A 19,177-nucleotide genomic window follows, 5' to 3' on the forward strand; every position below is an offset into this window, starting at 1 on the left:
AGCGTTTATCGATTGTTAAAATAAATAAATTTTCAGGATATTTATAAGTTAATTAAAACACCCCTTTTTATAAAAAATGAAAGTAATAACCACCGAAGAGTTTGCCAAAGCCACCAAACTGGATAAGTTGAAAATGCCGGGCCTGGCCGCTTTATTGATGGAACTCATGAAAATTAACCAGGTTAACGAGCTTTTTGCACAGGCGCAACCTAAGGAGGGTCCGGAGTTTGTTGATGCCATTTTAGAGGGTTGCGGAATTGATATTGAATTTGACGAACGCGAGCTACGAAATATACCTAAGACTGGAGCTTTTGTCGCCATTGCCAATCACCCTTATGGTGGTATTGAGGGCATGGTTCTTTTAAAAATATTATGTATGGTAAGGCCCGATGCTAAATTGATGGCCAACTTCCTGCTCAAGAAGATCCCCAACCTGAGTGATTATTTTATTGCTGTTAATCCCTTTGAAAACGTAGAACACTCTTCCAGCATCAGTGGCTTAAAAAATACGCTGGAGCTTTTGAATAATGGTACCCCTATCGGTATTTTTCCGGCAGGTGAAGTATCCACCTTTAAAGTTGAACAAAAGCAGGTTACCGATCGCCTTTGGCACCCGGTTGTGGGCAAAATAATAGCCAAGGCTAAAGTGCCAGTAGTTCCGATTTATTTTCATGGTAACAATGGCTTACTGTTCAATTTACTTAGTTTGATACATCCGGCTCTTCGTACGGCCAAACTACCATCGGAGTTGTTTAACAAGCATGGCCATACAATTAAACTACGTATAGGCAAGCCTATTAATGTAGAGGATATACCAGATTATAACAACAGCGCCAAACTACTTAACTTTTTACGTGCCCGCACCTATGCCCTCGGCACTGGATTGGAGGAAGAGAAAAAGTTATTCAGCCCACGTAACCTCTTTAAAATAAAGCGCCTGCCAGAAGCTGTGGCCCCTGAAATAGATTCGACCATATTGGAGAAAGAAATAGCCCCATTGCGCGAAAACTATAGGATATGGATCGAAAAGAACTATGAGGTATTTATTGTACCAACTTCAACCATCCCAAATGTTATACGGGAGATAGGCCGCCTCCGTGAGGTCACCTTTAGAGAAGTTGGTGAAGGTACCAACAAAGCCATTGACCTTGACGAATATGACATCTACTATAACCATCTGTTTATCTGGGATTTTGAAGCTAAAATGATCGTAGGCGCCTACCGCATAGGTTTGGGCGATGAGATATTCTACAGTGTAGGCAAAAACGGCTTTTATATCACTGAACTGTTCAAACTTAAAACCCAGTTTACCCCGGTATTGCGCAAGAGCCTTGAACTGGGCCGTTCATGGATCCGTAAGGAGTATCAGACAAAGCCGCTTCCGCTGTTTTTACTGTGGAAAGGTATTTTAAAATTCCTGATCGATAATCCAAGATACCGTTACCTTATCGGGCCGGTAAGTATCAGTAACTCATTTTCCAAGTTCTCAAAGTCACTTATTGTTGATTACATCAACCGTAACCATTTTGACCATGAAATGGCGCAGTATGTAAAACCGCGCAAGAAATTCAAGGTTGATTTTGCCAAAATAGATACCGACCTGCTGATGGCCGGCGAAGATACTTTCAAAGGACTAGACAACCTGATATCGGAAGTGGAAACCCGCAATATGAAAGTTCCGGTACTGCTACGCCAGTACATCGCGCTAAACGCCAAGATCATCAGTTTTAATATCGATCCCAAATTTGCCGATTGCCTGGATGGTTTCCTGGTACTCGACCTGGAAAAGGTACCTCAGGATATTCTGGAAAAACTGGGCAAAAATCTATAGTTAACGATGGGCCAAAACTTTTTAAACCTTAAATTTTAACAATTTTTAGTCAAAAACAGAGTAAACGCGCCTGGTTTTTATGCGTTTTGACAAAGCTTTAATGCTATTTTAACACTTTTTAACAAATTTTTGATGGGTTTTGAAAGCTTTAAAAAGTATTAGTTTATTGCCATTCAAATAACTATATCCCAAACGATCGGTTTTTGGCCGCTCTTGTTCTTTAACCAAACAGCCCGGCTCTCCTTTATTTGGAGGCCGGGCTGTTTACTGATATAAAGATACGAAATATTTGCCTGAATTGGAGTTTTGAGAATTAACTAATTTGCAAAATAACAACCCTCCTGACCCAAGCCTGTGCTATAGCTTACGGGCAATGGCTTACTTGTGACATTTAATAAGCACAAGTCCTCACCCTGCTGGCAGCACACAAGACTTGCGCTAAGGACAGAATTTGTAAAATAATAACCCATAGCCAAATAAATTCTGAAAATCCTTTAATTCTGCCAATTCTGATTCAGACAAAAACAAAACACCCTGCCATTTTACCGGCAGGGTGTTTATTTATTGTTTTAGTTGAGTTTTGTTCGGTGTTACCAGCTGTAACGGATACCAAACTGCATTTGCCAGCGTGATGCAAACAAATCAACAGAGTATGGTAAGCCTGGATCAGCAAATGTATATTTCGGATAAGTTGTCCCAGCATTTTCAAACGATGGGGTTCCACCTTTTGCCGGTGTTAAACCAACGCTTGCTGAAGAGTTGAATGTATTAGCTGAGAAATAATACTGGCCCCATTTTTTGCTCAGTAAGTTGGTCAGGTTGATGATATCATAAGTAAATGTGATCATCTGTTTGTGCTTACCACCAAATTTAAAGTCCTGTGTAAAACGGAAGTCAAGCTGATTATTCCATGGAGTAAACGCAGCGTTACGTTCAGTAAACTGACCACGACGTGAGCTTAAATATTTGTTCTTATCAATAAAGGCATCAAATGCCGCAGCTTGTTGCGCTGCAGTTTGGCCACCTACTATATCATTGAAGAAATTAACTGTTTCACCTCTTTTCGGGATGTAAGCTAAGCTTAACTGCTGGCCTGTTCCGTCAATAGCATTTGGGTAAGTATCAAAAGTATACGGGTTACCGCTTTGCGCGCTAAAGAAGAAGGTAAAATTAGCCGGATAATTATGGTTAGCATCCCAATCATGTTTGAAATTCAAATTTGAAACGATACGGTGACGGATATCAAAGTTTGAATTAGCTAAGCCTGGGTTGTTAGGATTTAAAGCCTGGTTTAACTGCCAGTTTGATTCCATCGAGTTACGGATACCGTTGGTAACATCTTTTGAATGGCCATAGGTATAAGCAACAGAAACATTTAAAGCATTCTTTGGATCAAACTGAGTGAATTTAGCTACCTGTGCTGTTAAGCTATAACGATAGCCCTCACTGGTATTTGATAACAGGTAAGCATTAGTATATAATGGATTTATTTTACCCTTATTAGTAGCGGTGGCAGTGTTATTAAATATAGGCTGCAGGTGCTGGGTATCGTAAGGATAATAAGTTACCTGATCAAGCGTGTTTACCTGTTGAAATTTCAAATCATGAATAACTTTGGTATAAATACCTTCACCGGTAAATTTCCACTGATCATCGGTAGTATAATCAACAGCTAAACTACTTCTCCAAACCTGTGGCATTTTAAAGTTATTATCAATCATATCCACCTGGGTTGCACCAGACGCAGAAGTATTAACAGCAGGCACTTGCTTGTTAACGTAATTTAATTCGCCATTTGGAGCAGTCTGTACCGGATTTGTACCTGCTGTTTGGCCTGATATACCAGAGCTTGGCGCTTTTACGTCATATGCTCCGTAAGTTTTACCATTATTGTAAAAGGCGTAACCAAACCATGCAAACGGAACACGACCGGTAAAGAAGCCGCTACCACCACGTAAAATAACGCTTTGATCGCCAAGCACATCATAGTTAAATGCCACACGCGGATTCCACTCTATATTACCAAGGTAATTTTGTTTGATGTCTTTTGGTTTGGTATAGGTGTAAGTAGTACCGTAGTTAGGATCAACCGGAGCATTTATTGTTTTATCGCTCAGGGGTTGTTTATTCGGCACATCTGCATAATCAGCACGTAAGGCCAAGGTCAGTTTAAAGTTATCTGTCAACTGAATTTCATCCTGTCCGTATAAGCTCAGCAGGTTAACATTAAACTTGGCCGATGGATTAGCCAAAATATAATCACGGGTATTATTAGTGTAATTAAAGTTTGTACGTACACGTGCAGGATTGTTATTAATAAAATCCTCTATGCTGTTATAAGCTACACGGCCATTCCATGAGTTTACAAAGTTATAGGTAATGTTATAAAACTCATTATGTGTACCAAAGGTAAAAGTGTGCTTACCTTTTGTCCAGGTTAAGTTATCGGTAAACTCAGCAGTTTTCTGGTGCATATCAAAAATAGCAGCCTCACGGTCGGTACCCATAAATATGGTGGTACCAGGTTTACGACCAGTGATCTCGATCTGTGGTAATGACGGATCTGAGTTAGGATCACGGTAATCATGTACGTTTGAATAACCCAATACCAGGCTATTGCTCACACTGTTGGAGAATCTCGATTTTAACTCGGCCACTGTTGACGTGGAGTTGTTATGTGAAGTATAGTCGATACCGCTAAAACGGAAGTTTTGCTGATCGCGCTCCAGGTTAGTCGCTTTTGAAATAATAGTATTGTTACGAATGGTTAACTGGTTATGATCATCAATGTTCCAGTCCAAACGGTTAAAGAACTTGTTGGAGTTTGAGAAAATAGTGGTATTGTTATATGTACCAGGATCAATTCCACCTGTATATGCTTTAAATGCAGCGACAAGCTTATCACCATCCGCCTGACTTAATATATTAGGCGAGCCATTGTGATCAAGACCTCTGATCACAGGATCTTGTCTGCGGGCAATCTCTTCATTAGTGAAGAAGAATAATTTGTTTTTGATGATCGGGAAACCTAAACGGATACCTGTTTGGTAATCATGAAAATCAGATAATTTTGAACCATCACCGCCGGCAGCAGCAGCAGCATTGTTGGCGCCTACCATAAATGAGCCACGGCCAAAACCGTAAACCGAGCCGGTAAAATCGTTAGTACCGCTGCGGGTTACGGCGTTGATACTACCACCCAATACGTTACCAATTTTAATATCATAAGGAGCAACCAACACCTGGATATCCTGTATCGCATCTAATGATACCGGGCTGGTACGGGTACTGCTACCTACTTGCCCCGAAGCGTTGTTCTGACCACCTAATGATGGGCTGAAACCAATCGCGTCATTATTGATAGCACCATCCAGCGTTACGTTATTGTAACGGTAGTTGGTACCCTGGAATGAGTTGTTATTACTTTGAGGCGTATTCCTGGTCAGATCCTGCAAACTGCGGTTAATAGAAGGTTGCGTACGGATCTGGTTTTGGTTGATGCGGGTGCCCGCACCTGTTTTGGTGCCACCTGCTGAACCTGTAACCTTTACTTCCTTTAAGGTAGTTGTTTCATCGGCAAGGGCGAAGTTCAGGGTAGTACTACCCAAGCTCAGGGTAATATTTGTTCTTTCGTCTTTTTTAAATCCAACAAAAGAGGCCGAAATGGTATAAGGACCACCTGGGTTAATGTTGGTGATAGTGAAACGACCGTCGGAGTTAGTTTGGGCGCCGTAACGTGTTCCAGTACTGGTACTCAGCACAGTTACAGTTACGCCAGGCAGGGTAACGCCTTTTTGGTCGGTAACTTTTCCGCTTACTACCGAGGTTGTAATTTGCGCCTTGGCAACATTAGCAACCCCAATAATCAGCACTGATAAAAGGATAAAGTAAAGCTTTTTCATTTGTGTGTTTTTAAAACACAAAGGTTCAGCTACAATATTAACAGCATGTTAACACAGGATTATATTTAATCCTTTTTGTTAACATTAAGTAAAAGTTGTTTATCAATACTTAACAGATAACTTTTTAAGTACCAGATGGAGCAGGTAAATGGGACCGATAAGCAGGAATTTAATATCATCTAAAAATGATGGCTTTTTCCCTTCAATTTTATGTCCGATAAACTGCCCTATCCAGGATATAAAGAAGATAATGAGCGAAACCAGCCATAAGGCGGGGCCACCGGCCTGGTGCCAATGTTCCAACTGGATAATGCCATAACTAAAGCCAAATAAAATCAATAGCATAATGTAGGACAGTACCGGCGATAGTTTCAGATAATAGTAAATACTGAAGGCGATTAAAAAGGATGCCCAGTTAAATACGCCATTATAAGTGCCCAGGAATTTAAGGTAAGGGAACGGAATTGACCATACCAACCCCAGCAAGCTGAACACGATAAGCGGGATACAGATAAAATGGATAGCCTCATTGGTTTTATTATGATGACTTTCGGCGTATTTGGCAAAATAAATATCAACCGGGCGGATGGGGTTAGCATCGCCGGCGCCATGTTGCGAAGTATTTGATATATTACTGGAGGCCATAATTTAATCTAATATACGGGGAAAAGAGTCAAGAGTCAAGATTGGAGCAAGGATTTTTGGAACAAGGAACAAAGATTTTAGGAACAAGAACAATTGGAACAAAGAACAAAGATTTTGGGAACAAGGACCGAGATAAAAGCAACAAGGAGTAAGAATTCTTATTCCTTACTCCTTGTTCCTTGCTCCAAAAATCTTCGATCTCTTCCCCTACTTAGCAAATGCTACCGAGCGGGTTTCCCTGATCACGGTAACTTTGATCTGGCCTGGATAGGTCATTTCGGTTTGGATACGGTTTGAGATATCCGCTGCCAGTACTTCAGACTGTGCATCAGTTATCTTTTCGCTTTCAACCACCACACGCAGCTCACGACCGGCCTGTATAGCGAATGTTTTTTCGACACCTGGGTACGAAAGAGCTAATTCTTCCAGTTCTTTCAAACGTTTGATATAGCTTTCAACCACCTCGCGGCGTGCACCCGGACGTGCCCCGGATATCGCGTCACATGCCTGAATGATAGGTGATAACATTGAAGTCATTTCAATTTCATCGTGGTGAGCGCCTATAGCGTTGCAAACCTCAGGATGCTCTTTATACTTTTCGGCCAGTTGCATACCCAAAATAGCGTGTGGCAGCTCCGGGTTATCATCAGGTACTTTACCTATATCATGTAACAAGCCTGCACGTTTAGCCATTTTTACATTCAGGCCAAGTTCGGCAGCCATAGTGGCACAGAAGTTAGCCACCTCACGTGAGTGCTGTAACAGGTTTTGCCCATATGATGAGCGGTAACGCATCCGCCCCACCATCCGGATCAGTTCCGGGTGTAAACCATGGATACCCAGGTCTATTACTGTGCGCTCGCCTATTTCTACTATTTCTTCTTCAATTTGTTTTTTAGTTTTAGCAACCACCTCTTCAATACGCGCCGGGTGTATACGACCGTCGGTTACCAGGCGGTGCATAGCCAAACGGGCAATCTCACGCCTTACCGGGTCAAAGCCCGAAAGAATAATGGCTTCCGGCGTATCATCAACAATGATCTCGATACCGGTTGCTGCTTCCAGCGCGCGGATGTTCCTGCCTTCGCGACCAATGATGCGGCCCTTGATCTCGTCGTTCTCAATGTTAAATATCGATACCGTATTTTCAATAGCGCTTTCGGTAGCGGTACGCTGTATGGTTTGAATAACTATCTTTTTAGCTTCTTTGGTTGCAGTTAGTTTCGCCTCGTCAACAATGTCTTTGATCTGGATCATCGCTTTGGTACGGGCTTCTTCGCGCAAGGTATCTACCAATTGGTTACGTGCATCATCGGCTGATAAACCGGCAATGGTTTCCAGTTGCTGTACGTGAGCGTTTTTCAGTACTTCAACTTCTTCCTGTTTTTTAACAACAATTTCTGTTTGTTTTTCCAGGTTTTTACGGATGTTGTCCAGCTCACTTTCCTTGCGGTTCATGTTTTCCAGGCGCTGGTTTAGCGACTGTTCTTTTTGTTTCACACCGTTTTCGCGCTGGTTTATGGCGTTGTTCTTGTTAGTTACTTCCTGCTCATGCTCAGCCTTCATTTGTAAAAACTTCTCTTTGGCTTCCAGCAGTTTATTCTTCTTCAATATCTCGGCATTGTTTTCGGCATCCTTCAGGATCTTTTTCACTTTATTTTGGGCCGATGCCTCCTGGTCTTTAAATAGCTTCCGTAGCAGGAAGCGACCGATAACTATGCCCAGGCCAACGCCGAGCAATAGTCCGATTATTCCGTATAGTAATATGTCCATCTTCTTTTAGGGTGTAAGGTTATATAAATAAAAAAACCGCAACTAACTTTTAAGTATCATGTATTTAAAAACTTCATTTCGGATATTGGGGATCATGGTTACGTTAATACTATTCGAGTAACGCATGCCTCTTTGATCCGCTTAATATTGAAGCGTTAAGTTTTTAATAGTGAAACCTAAAATTTAACTGCGGTTAAATCTTAATTGTGCTCTGTATTTATGTAAGAACGTTAATTACTTTGAGAAAAATTCAGTCAGCAAATGATCCAACTGGTAAACCTTTTCGGCAATATCGGTATCTTCAACGGTGACCTTCTTTTCGGCTTTTAATGATGATGTAGCATAATGCAACACCGCCATCGAAAGCAGATCCTGCTTATCCCGTACCGCGTAGTTTTCCTGATATTCCTTTATCCGGTCATTGATCAGTTTAGCCGCCCTGCGTATTATTTCTTCTTCCTCCATGTTTACCTTTAAAGGGTAAACTCTGTCAGCAATATTTATTTTTATTGAGATTTCTCCCATTGAGCTTTTCACTTTTTGTGTTATTTTTTCAATAACACAATACACTTATCTATTTCCTGCACAAAGTCGTTAATTTTTTGCTTTATATCAAGACTTTTTTCATTTGTTTCTGAAAATGATTTTGCAAGCTTCAATACACGAAGCTTTTCTTCCAGCTCCTTTGTCTTGTTTTTGCTGGCATCAAGGGCCACTGTTAAAGCCTCGCTTTCCAGTTTTAACAGATCGTTTTCCTCCTGTAAAGCAGCGCAAAGCTCAATTAACCGTTCGGTTTTATCTACAATCTTATTTAACTGTTCTGCTACTGAGGCCATGTATATGTTAAACTCTAAATCCTAATTTCTAAACTCTAATTTCTAAAACCCAATTTCTAAATCCGAAACTCTAATTCTAAAAGTGAGATTCACGTTTATGCTTTTTATTTTAGAGTTTAGAAATTAGGATTTAGAGGTTTCTTTATTTCCTGATCTCTGCTCCGGCTTCTTTACCTAAGTTATAAATTAATTTTTGCATAATGGCATCAATCGCTTTGTCGGTAAGGGTCTTTTCGATGTCCTGAATGATGAAACTTAATGCGTATGATTTTTTACCGGCCGGCAGTTTATCTCCTTCGTAAACGTCAAATACACTAACTTCTTTTAACAGCTTGCGTTCGGTTCTCAGGGCAATTTGTTTTAACTGACCAAAAGTAACGGCTTTGTCTATCAGCATCGACAGGTCGCGCCTTACCGCCGGGAATTTAGAAACCTCCTGGTAAACGATCTTGTTTTTGCGCACTGCAGATAAAATCAGGTCGAAATTAAAGTCAGCATAAAACACTTCCTTATCTACATCAACCTTTTTCAAAGCTTCGCCGGCAACCGCGCCAAACTTAACCAGCTGTTTGCCGTTCAGCATATATTGCAGGCCATAAGCCATTTTTTTGCAGGTAGCATCTTCTACCGCATAACCGGTTATATTCAGGCGCTCCAAAATGCCATCAACAATAGCTTTCAGATTGTAGAAAGATACCGGCTTTGGTTTTTGGTTCCATTGCTCGGCAGTAGTTGCACCGGTTAAAAATACCGAGAAACGTTGTACCTCGTTATATTTATCATCCTTCACACTGTAAACCTTGCCAAACTCATAAAACTTCAAATCAGCAGCACGGCGGTTCTGGTTATAAGCAATGGCTTCCAAACCTGAGTACAGCATGGTTTGGCGCATTACATCTAGGTCGCTGCTTAGCGGGTTCAATATTTTTACGGCAGTATCCAGATTATCTGAATAAGCCGATTTGGTTAGGGAGTTTGATAGTATCTCGTTAAAACCATTGGCAGTAAGCAAGTCCGACAGTTGGTTTTGTACCGTATCCTTCTCGGCCCGTTGCGAATTATTTAACGATGCCCTGATCTGAGTTGGTATTTCGATATTGTTGTATCCGTAAATACGCAGTATCTCCTCTACCACATCCACCTCGCGGGTAACATCTACACGATACGGAGGTACCTGTAACGAAAGCGTTTCTTCCGTTTCATTAACCACCTTAATATCCAATGCCTCAATAATGGCCTTGATCTCGGGGTGCGGGATAGCTTTACCTATCAGCCTGTGGATGTTTTTATAGCTTACATCAAAAGCAAACGGCGCAACAGGTGCAGGGTAATGATCAAAAATCTCTGACGATACTTCACCACCCGCAACTTCCTGTATCAGCAAGGAGGCGCGTTTCAAGGCAAAAACGGTCATATCCGGATCAGTACCTCGTTCAAACCGGAAAGATGCGTCGGTTTTTAGGCCATGTCTTTTAGCCGTTTTACGTACCGATACCGAATTGAAATAAGCGCTCTCCAAAAAAATGCTGGTGGTTGATGCTTTAACACCCGAAGTGATACCGCCAAATACACCGGCAATACACATAGGTTCTTCGGCGTTGCCTATCATCAGGTCGTTTTCTGATAGCTTGCGGTCTACATCGTCCAGTGTTTTAAAAATGGTTCCCTCCGGATAGTTTTTCACCAGTACTTTGTTGCCTTTTATTTCGTCGGCATCAAACGCATGCAGCGGCTGCCCCAATTCATGCAGTACATAATTGGTAACATCCACAATATTATTGATAGAGCGGATGCCGATAACTGCCAACCGTTCCTTTAGCCATTTCGGTGATTCCTTTACCGTAAGGCCGGTCATGGTTAAGCCAGAATACCGCGGACTTGCCTGTTCGTTCTGTACCACAACCTCAACCGTTCTGCTGGTATTGTCAATTTTAAACGCGCTTACATCCGGCCGGGTAATAGTGAGCTTTAAAAAAGCGGCAATGTCACGGGCTGTACCCAGGTGCGAGGCGGCATCTGCACGGTTAGGTGTTAAACCTATCTCGTACATATAATCGTCGTTCACCTTAAAATAGTCTTTAGCCAAAGTACCAACCGGGGCATCGGCATCCAATACCATAATACCATCATGACTGGTGCCTAATCCTATTTCGTCCTCGGCACAGATCATCCCTTCGGATACTTCGCCGCGTATTTTTGATTTCTTGATCGCAAACGGCTCACCGGTTACCGGGTATACGGTAGTACCAACCACAGCTACTACCACTTTTTGCCCGGCCGCAACATTAGCAGCGCCGCAAACAATTTGCAGGTCTTCCGGGCCGCCTACATCAACTTTAGTTACGTGCAAGTGGTCGGAGTTGGCATGATCGGTACATTCTTTAACGTAACCGATCACCAGGCCTTCCAGTCCGCCGGGGATAGCTTGTACTTTTTCCAGGCTCTCAACCTCCAAACCGGTACCGGTAAGGATAATAGAGATTTCCTGTGGGGTTTTATCTGTATTTATAAATTCTTTAAGCCAGTTATATGAGATTTTCATTATTCAGCAATGATAATCGGCAAAGATATAAAGATTTCGGATGCCGGATTTGGGATTTGGGATTTAATTGTATTTTTTGATATGGGTAAATCACCACTATTCCATATTATGCCGGTCAATAGGTTTACAGGCCAGCGCTGAGTATATTTATCCGCTCATATATTTTCTTTGCAACCAGGTTATAGCCCGCATTATTTAAATGCAGATTATCAGAGCGTAAAGTATGGGGTGTTACGTCATTATTAAAATTCGCAATATCGAAGGGATCCTTCGTATTATATTCTGACACCAAGTAGCTTCGTATATCAATAAAATGGTCACCATAGGTAGCTGCCAGATCGGCATTTAATTCTTTAATAACATTATAATAGTTAGATCCTTTAATCTCTGTTTCCCTATCCGCGTTCAAAATACTTAATACCAAATAATGTTTATGTCTGAGCCTGGTAACCATAACATCAATGTCATCCTTTACCTTTTGGGGGTTTAAATAATTATTTCTTCCAGCCCAAATAACCACCGGGTATTTATAAAGTTTAGGCGCGCCCACCATACGATCACGTATGCCTGTACTCGTTTCCCCGCTAACCCCCTCATTAAGTACTTTTATTGATGATAGTTGCTGCAATATCATGGGGTAATTATTACCGCCTGTGCTTCCTGCGCCCTGGGTTAAACTATCGCCCCAGGTAATAATACCTTTCCCGATTTCAGCGTCAGGTATTTCTTGGGTTTTACTGCAACCACTTAGTATCAATAGCGTAGATAACAGCACACTTGTAATCAGTTTCATTGAGTTAAGGCAGGTATCCTTTTAAATGTCGCGCCTTTACGGAAGCTAACAAGATACACACGTTAAATATAATAAAACCCCGTCATCAATCAGCCAAAATCCTAAATCTAAATCACTCCTTCATCCCCAAAGCTGTAATAACCATTATCAGTTATAATCAAATGATCAAGCACATTGATATCCAGCAGGCGACCGGCAGCACTTATTTTTTTAGTGAGATCGATATCCTGGTGACTGGGTTTCAGATTGCCCGATGGATGATTATGAACTAATATGATACCACTGGCCTGTTGCTGCAGGGCCATGTAAAAGATGATCTTGGGATCAGCTACCGTGGCTGATAATCCGCCTTTGCTTACCAGTTCTTTAGCCAGCACCTTTTGTGAGCGACCAACCAGCAGGATCCAGAATTCTTCGTGGTTCAGATCCATCAAGTGGCGGCGCATAATATTATAGGCATCGCGGCTGCTGTTGATATATTCAATGGCTTTGGTTTCGGTATCGTTGCGGCGGCGACCGATCTCCAGCGCAGCAATAATGGAGATAGCTTTGGCCTCTCCTATCCCCTTAAATTTGGAAAGTTCGCTGATAGAAGCTTTACCCAGCTTGTTCAGGTCGTTTTCATAATGGTGCAGGATGCGTTTGCTTAATTCAACGGCAGTTTCGGTACGGCTGCCGGATCCGATCAGGATGGCGATCAGTTCGGCATCGGTCAGCGCACGGCGACCCTGGGTGCTCAGTTTTTCGCGCGGACGGTCTTCCTCGGCCCATGATTTAATGCTGATCTTTTCGTTGTAGTTTTCCACGGTATTAATGTATGGAAAAAAAATACCAAACAAAAAAGAGGTAGTATCTCTGTTTGAATTTATTTTACTTTTTCATAGGACGTAGTTGTTACAATAAAAACTCCTCTTTTTTTATCAATCGTAATGGCCACTTGTATTGTTTCTTTAGAATCTATCCAGGTATTATCATTTATTTTTTTGTAAGAATCAGTTGTCATCTTTCCTATAATTGAAGGCATATATTGTAAAGGCAAAACACTTATAGATTTATAACATAGATTATTCTTATACTCGAAAATTGCTTGCATACCTTGTGCAAAGACCAAGGTATCGCAATTGTCTCCTACTAATAATTTAAATTTGGGATTTGATCGGATGATATTTCGAATTTCCTCTCTCGATTTTCCGATAGTATTTTGCGCTCTCAAAAAAAAAGGAGCTAATGTTATAGTTAATAAGATAAGTAATTTTTTGATTGTGATTTTCATAATAAAAAGCCACTGGTTAGGTGGCTTAAATATATGAATAAGTTAGCCTTTTAGTCTGCTAACCTTACAATATAGCTTGTGGCCGCCTGCGAGAGATTGCTTCGTACCGCGCAATGACGCGTGTAATAATGATTTTCAAACCAAACAAAAAAGGGTCATACTATTCAGTACAACCCTTTTTATATATTTTTAGTTAAGCGATTAGCTTAAGCCATTAACAAATTTAGTAAGCTTTGATTTATTGTTCGAAGCTTTGTTTTTGTGAATAACATTCTTTTTAGCTAAACGGTCTAACATAGAGATCACTTTACCTAACAGTGCGCTTGCATCAGCTTTAGTAGTAGTGTTTCTTAATTTCTTAATAGCGTTCCTGGTTGTTTTAGCCTGGTACCTGTTACGCAGACGCTTCGCAGCGTTTGCCCTGATTCTTTTTAAAGACGATTTATGATTTGCCATTGTATAGCTTTGTTATTCTTTTTTCTATTTATTTTAAGGACTGCAAATATATGCTGATAAATTTAAATATGCAAGTGCTTTTTTATTAAAGTTTTAAAGCTTTATTTAACCAATAGTGCTGACTGAATTATTTAAGCCACGCGATGAACCTTTTGAGCTCAAAGTATTTGAAAACATGCAGGTATTTAATTTTGAGGGATTAAAACGCCGCCTGCTTTCCTCGCCATACATGCCAACCAAAGATGATACTGGATATGAGCCTATGATCAATGATCTGCAAACGCTTTTTAACAGTTATCAACAGGATGGAAGATCACTATAAATTATGACACCAGGTTTACGGGGGGAGATTGTAATAGCTAATAAAACTCAAAACTTACTACTCAAAACTTCAAAACTAAACGCCATATTTATGCCTTCATGAAGCGGCGCATTATTTTAGGTTTATCAGGCATTGGTTTAATACTGCTGTGTTCGTCATGGGGTTTCTTTGCGCATTACCGCATTAACAGGCTGGCCGTTTTTACACTCCCTAAAGGCATGGCTGGTTTTTATAAGGCCAACATCGGTTACATTACAGAACATGCCGTAAGCGCCGACAAACGCCGCTATGTAGACTCTACCGAGATCCCACATCATTTTTTTGATGCCGACCATTATGGCAAAAAGCCTTTTGCTGCTATGCCCCGCCGATGGGCCGACGCTGCGGCCAAATATTCTGCCGATACGTTGGACAAATATGGCACTGTTCCCTGGACCATTCAATACCAATATTATAAACTGGTAAGGGCATTTAAGGCCCATGACACCACGGCCATACTCAACATATCAGCCAACTTAGGTCACTACGTTGCCGATGCCCATGTGCCGCTTCACCTTACCTTAAATTATGATGGGCAATTGACCGATCAGATTGGCATACATGGCTTGTGGGAAACCCGCCTGCCGGAGTTGTTTATCAAACAATACCATCTATTTGCTGGTCGGACCCGTTATATTGATAACCCGCTTACCGAGGCATTTAAAATTTGCCAGGTATCCTTCAAAAGCGTCGATTCGGTATTGCGGTTTGAACGGATAATCAACAAAAATTTCCCGCCGGATAAAAAGTACAGCCTGGGGATGCGAGGTAAAAGAAAGCTTAATGATTACTCTGTTGCCTACAGCCATGCTTATCAGAAAATGCTGAAAGGCATGGTAGAGCGACAAATGCGGGCATCGATACTTTCTGTTGGAAGTTTCTGGTATTCGGCCTGGGTAGATGCCGGGCAGCCTGACCTGAACAAACTGATAGCGCAACCGCTAAGCCCGGAAGACCGTATTAATCTACAGCACGAAGAGGCGATGTACAAAGCTGGGAAATGTGTTTATCAAGCACCTCAATAAGTCACAATACTTGTCCGCTATTCGAAGTCTCTGACTTCGAATGATTATGCTCGTAGTCTTCAGACTACAGAAAACGATCCGGTAGTTACAAACTACCGGCATAGTGGTTCGAAGTCAGAGACTTCGAACAGCGCAGCTCGAAACTTATTCAGGCGTTATACCAACACTTTTTTGCTTCTCCTGCTTTTTATAGCCGCATAAATCGGCGGAATTATAGATATTAGGATAATAGCGACACCAACTAATGAAAAATGTTTCGCAAAGAATTCCACCTTACCCAACCATAAGCCTGCAAAAAGAAAAAGGATTATCCAGGATGCTCCTCCAATGATGTTATACAAACTATATTTTAGGAAAGGCATACGACCTACACCTGCAACAAAAGGTGCAATGGTACGAATGATTGGCATAAACCTACTAAAGATCACAGCCTTTGCACCATGCTTATCAAAAAAGGCTTTAGTTTTTAAATAATAGTCTAACTTAAGTATCTTATTGTTTTCCTTAAAAACCTTCGGTCCTAAATAGTTACCTAACAAATAATTAACCGTATTCCCTAAAAAAGCAGCAATTATTAATATGATGGTTAAAAGGTATATTTCAAGTCCGGATTTTCCACCTGCAATAAGCGCTCCGGCGGCAAACAGCAGCGAGTCGCCGGGTAAAAAGGGAGTAACCACAAAACCGGTTTCGGCAAAAATGATCGCGAACAGTATAAGATAGGTCCAGCCCCGGTAATCACTGGTGATCTGGCTCAGATGCACATCAATATGCAGTATAAAGTCGATAATGCTTTTTATTACTTCCACGGTATTTCAAATTTTGGCTAAAAATAGGAATATAAATCAGAATCAGGTATCAAGTAGTTAGTATCAAGTATCACGACTTCTTAAACACAATAGTTCGCATTTGTAAAAAATCTTGATACTTGATACTAACTACTTGATACTTACCCTTAACGATTAGTCTTAAGCAGTAAATTATTAGTAAGTACAGCCGCTCCAAATGCAACAGAGTCTGTACGGCCTACTATTCCCTGTGTATAGATAGTATACGCACGGCCATCCTGTATGGTAACGTTGGGCAACTGGAATTGAACATTATCCTGCGAGGCATTTAGGTTAATAGTAAAGTTATAATTACCCACCGGCAATTGAACATATTTTGATACCGAATCAAAGGCGATGTTTGTCCACAGCTTTGCACTGGTACCATTAGCTTTCAAATCAAGCGGGGCTGATGTCGGCGAGCAGTGCACAAACCGTACTATGCCCCGGCCTAATGGAGGAACAGTTGCCGTATCCAATAGCAAAATGGATTTTTTTATAGAACTATCGCTTTTAAAACCCGTAATAAACAAAGTATATTTTGAATTAGCTTTCAGCGTGCTATTAATAGTAATCAGATTTACCGGGGCCAGTGTTGCCGAACGCAACTGCAACGGCGGCGTTAGTGTTGATATAAAAAAATAACCTGAACCGGTTGGGTAGGTATAGGCTGTTGTACTCTCCTTGATAAAATTGAGATATAAATTTACCGGCTGTATGTCCGGACTTAAATTAATAATCTGTAACTGCGTATTCAAGCCGGTAGGATTAGCATTGGCGCCTTTGCCACATGATGATATAAATGGCAGCAGCAAAGTACCAGCGGTGATCAAAAGTAAGGAAACCAGGAAGCTGCTTTTATTAGGTTTAGTCATTAATTTTAATTTACTGATTAACTATTAAACTGGTGCTAATTGCCTGGTTGCCACCGGAACCTATAGTACCATAACCAACTACTGTATAAATTCTGCCGGTACTAACTGTCACCGTGTCCTTTCTGGCGGTGCTTATGTCAGACCCGGCCTGGTAAACACTTAAAATAAGCGAGCCTGTTGTACTTGGCGTAACATTCAAAAAATCAGTTGTTGTTTTATAAGCTATGTTACTAAACTGGGGAGTGCTTACCTGGGTAACAGGGGTTACAAAAGCAAGCACGAGAGGCCCGGCATCCGGCGAAGCATTTACAAACCTGAGCTTGGCAACTTTGCTATCGGCAACTTCTGTATCGTTAGTAAAAAAAATACTCTCCGGTGTTTGTCCGCTCACATATAATGAATATACTTTTCCCGAATCAAGCGTAAGCGGTAAAGTAAATAACGGATTAGGTGTTGAAGGGCTTGCTAACTTAATCTGATAGTTTTGCAGGCCTGCTTTTACCGTTAAATTACCCAGCGTACCGCCAGGGAAGTAGCTTGAAGTATTATTGATCCGGGTACCATTCTGGTAAAAATTAATTATATTGTTTGACGCGTTGATCACATTAACACTGGTAGTAGGCAGATACGTAGGCCTGTCATTATTTTTTTTACAGGATGCCCAGCACATCGCCGATGCTATAATAAAAGTAAAAGCTTTGATCCTGATATTCATACGAGCAAATTAGTGATTTAGTGAATTAGCGATTTAGTGAGTAAAGATATCCCAATCATTAATTCACTAAATCACTAACTAAAAATCAATCTATATAACTGCATCCCGCCATTTTTGTTATCCATGGCGAACAAAAAAGTCCGGTTTTTAAAGCCGGACTTAGTTTTGGATTTATAATTTAAGTTTACACTTAAGCATAACTATTAAGCATCACCGGCATCACCAGCATCAGCACATCTTCATTCTCATCGCCACCTTGTGGTAACAATAATCCGGCACGGTTTGGTGTCGACATTTCCAAAGATACTTCTTCGCAACTTAAATTCTTCAACATTTCTATTAAAAAACGTGCGTTGAAGCCAATTTCTATGTCCTCGCCCTCGTACTGGCAGCTTAAACGCTCATGTGCTTCGTTGGCAAAGTCAATATCTTCTGATGATATATTAAGCTCGCTGCCGCTTATTTTAAGCCTTACCTGGTGAGTGGTTTTGTTGGCATAAATAGCCACACGGTTCAATGAACCCAGGAAGGTAAGCCTGTCGATACTTAATTTATTTGGGTTTACCTGAGGTATAACTGCCTCATAATCAGGGTATCGCTCATCAATTAAACGGCATACCAGGTTAATATTGCCAAACTTAAAGAACGCGCTGGTAGAATTATACTCTACCGATACATTCACATCATCAGTTGGCAATGACGATTTTAACAAGGTTAACGCTTTTTTCGGCAATATAAAGGAGGTGGTGCTTGCTGCTTTGGCATCCTTACGACGGTAACGCACCAATTTATGCGCATCGGTAGCTACAAAGGTAAGGTGCTGGGTGCTTAACTGGCAGTATACACCGGTCATAGCCGGCCGCAACTCGTCATTACTTACCGCGAAGATGGTTTTGTTGATCGCTTCGGCTAAAACAGATGCAGGCAGGTTCACCGATGATGCGTTCTCCACTACCGGTATCTTTGGAAAATCTTCGCCATTTTCACCGCTCAGTTTGTACTTTCCGTCGCCCGCGTTTATTTCAATAGCAAACGTGGTATCATCTACAGAAAAAGCTACCGGTTGCTCCGGTAACGACTTTAGGGTCTCTAATAATATACGCGATGGTATGGCAATGCGGCCATTTTCTTTAGCCTCAACAGCCAATGACGTGGTCATGCTGGTTTGCAGATCGGTTGCAGAAATGGTTAAGTTTCCATCCTTTATCTCGAACAAAAAGTTTTCCAGTATAGGCAAAACAGTGCTATTGCTTAAAGCCCCGCTTACAGCCTGCAGTTGTTTGAGTAATGTTGATGTAGAAACAATAAATCTCATATGGGTGT

General features: G+C 41.2%; 17 protein-coding genes. 3 read left to right on the plus strand and 14 right to left on the minus strand.

Annotation, left to right across the window (positions count from 1 at the left end):
• Positions 1 to 76 precede the first annotated feature (76 nt).
• On the plus strand, positions 77 to 1,831 hold the full coding sequence (locus AB6735_RS00240) for a lysophospholipid acyltransferase family protein (protein ID WP_370993788.1): 1,755 nt from the start codon (positions 77 to 79) through the stop codon (positions 1,829 to 1,831).
• Positions 1,832 to 2,421: 590 nt separating this feature from the next.
• Here AB6735_RS00240 and AB6735_RS00245 read toward each other — a convergent pair.
• The 10 genes from AB6735_RS00245 to rpsT all read right to left on the minus strand — a co-directional run bounded on the left by AB6735_RS00245 (position 2,422) and on the right by rpsT (position 14,051).
• Positions 2,422 to 5,733 carry a carboxypeptidase regulatory-like domain-containing protein gene (locus tag AB6735_RS00245; RefSeq protein ID WP_370993789.1) on the minus strand — a complete coding sequence of 1,104 codons (3,312 nt, stop codon included), beginning with the start codon at positions 5,731 to 5,733 and terminating at the stop codon, positions 2,422 to 2,424.
• Between the two features lie 102 nt (positions 5,734 to 5,835).
• Entirely contained in the window at positions 5,836 to 6,378 is a 543-nt protein-coding gene (locus AB6735_RS00250; protein ID WP_370993790.1) for a DUF962 domain-containing protein, read from the minus strand.
• 207 nt (positions 6,379 to 6,585) lie between these two features.
• A complete protein-coding gene (gene rny, locus AB6735_RS00255) occupies positions 6,586 to 8,151 on the minus strand; it encodes a ribonuclease Y (protein ID WP_370993791.1) in 1,566 nt (521 codons plus the stop codon).
• 234 nt (positions 8,152 to 8,385) lie between these two features.
• A complete protein-coding gene (locus AB6735_RS00260) occupies positions 8,386 to 8,676 on the minus strand; it encodes a cell division protein ZapA (RefSeq protein ID WP_172336454.1) in 291 nt (96 codons plus the stop codon).
• A gap of 20 nt (positions 8,677 to 8,696) precedes the next feature.
• Positions 8,697 to 8,987 carry a hypothetical protein gene (locus AB6735_RS00265; protein ID WP_090473158.1) on the minus strand — a complete coding sequence of 97 codons (291 nt, stop codon included), beginning with the start codon at positions 8,985 to 8,987 and terminating at the stop codon, positions 8,697 to 8,699.
• A 142-nt stretch (positions 8,988 to 9,129) separates the two neighbouring features.
• Positions 9,130 to 11,529 carry a phenylalanine--tRNA ligase subunit beta gene (pheT, locus tag AB6735_RS00270; protein ID WP_370993792.1) on the minus strand — a complete coding sequence of 800 codons (2,400 nt, stop codon included), beginning with the start codon at positions 11,527 to 11,529 and terminating at the stop codon, positions 9,130 to 9,132.
• 124 nt (positions 11,530 to 11,653) lie between these two features.
• Positions 11,654 to 12,322: an SGNH/GDSL hydrolase family protein gene (locus AB6735_RS00275; protein ID WP_370993793.1), complete on the minus strand. Its 669-nt coding sequence runs from the start codon at positions 12,320 to 12,322 to the stop codon at positions 11,654 to 11,656.
• Positions 12,323 to 12,429: 107 nt separating this feature from the next.
• Positions 12,430 to 13,128 carry a DNA repair protein RadC gene (gene radC / locus AB6735_RS00280; RefSeq protein WP_370993794.1) on the minus strand — a complete coding sequence of 233 codons (699 nt, stop codon included), beginning with the start codon at positions 13,126 to 13,128 and terminating at the stop codon, positions 12,430 to 12,432.
• Between the two features lie 59 nt (positions 13,129 to 13,187).
• Positions 13,188 to 13,595, minus strand: a complete 408-nt coding sequence (locus AB6735_RS00285) for a hypothetical protein (protein ID WP_370993796.1) — start codon at positions 13,593 to 13,595, stop codon at positions 13,188 to 13,190.
• 201 nt (positions 13,596 to 13,796) lie between these two features.
• Complete coding sequence (rpsT, locus tag AB6735_RS00290) at positions 13,797 to 14,051, minus strand: 30S ribosomal protein S20 (RefSeq protein WP_090529771.1); 255 nt, start codon at positions 14,049 to 14,051, stop codon at positions 13,797 to 13,799.
• A 115-nt stretch (positions 14,052 to 14,166) separates the two neighbouring features.
• Here rpsT and AB6735_RS00295 point away from each other — a divergent pair, with 115 nt between their 5' ends.
• Both AB6735_RS00295 and AB6735_RS00300 read left to right on the plus strand, forming a co-directional pair.
• A complete protein-coding gene (locus AB6735_RS00295; RefSeq protein WP_370993798.1) occupies positions 14,167 to 14,373 on the plus strand; it encodes a hypothetical protein in 207 nt (68 codons plus the stop codon).
• Between the two features lie 98 nt (positions 14,374 to 14,471).
• Positions 14,472 to 15,437, plus strand: coding sequence for a zinc dependent phospholipase C family protein (locus tag AB6735_RS00300; protein ID WP_370993799.1), 966 nt, complete (start codon positions 14,472 to 14,474; stop codon positions 15,435 to 15,437).
• Between the two features lie 155 nt (positions 15,438 to 15,592).
• Here the strand turns inward: AB6735_RS00300 and AB6735_RS00305 are convergent, their stop codons facing one another.
• The 4 genes from AB6735_RS00305 to dnaN form a co-directional block, all read right to left on the minus strand.
• Complete coding sequence (locus tag AB6735_RS00305; RefSeq protein ID WP_370993800.1) at positions 15,593 to 16,246, minus strand: VTT domain-containing protein; 654 nt, start codon at positions 16,244 to 16,246, stop codon at positions 15,593 to 15,595.
• 146 nt (positions 16,247 to 16,392) lie between these two features.
• On the minus strand, positions 16,393 to 17,139 hold the full coding sequence (locus tag AB6735_RS00310) for a DUF4397 domain-containing protein (protein WP_370993801.1): 747 nt from the start codon (positions 17,137 to 17,139) through the stop codon (positions 16,393 to 16,395).
• Between the two features lie 10 nt (positions 17,140 to 17,149).
• On the minus strand, positions 17,150 to 17,854 hold the full coding sequence (locus tag AB6735_RS00315; RefSeq protein ID WP_370993802.1) for a DUF4397 domain-containing protein: 705 nt from the start codon (positions 17,852 to 17,854) through the stop codon (positions 17,150 to 17,152).
• A gap of 190 nt (positions 17,855 to 18,044) precedes the next feature.
• Positions 18,045 to 19,169 (minus strand): DNA polymerase III subunit beta, encoded by a 1,125-nt coding sequence (gene dnaN, locus AB6735_RS00320; RefSeq protein WP_076374842.1) that lies wholly within the window; start codon positions 19,167 to 19,169, stop codon positions 18,045 to 18,047.
• Between the last annotated feature and the right edge of the window lie 8 nt (positions 19,170 to 19,177).

The organism is Mucilaginibacter sp. RCC_168 (assembly GCF_041355315.1).
In the GTDB taxonomy this organism is placed as follows: Bacteria; Bacteroidota; Bacteroidia; order Sphingobacteriales; family Sphingobacteriaceae; genus Mucilaginibacter.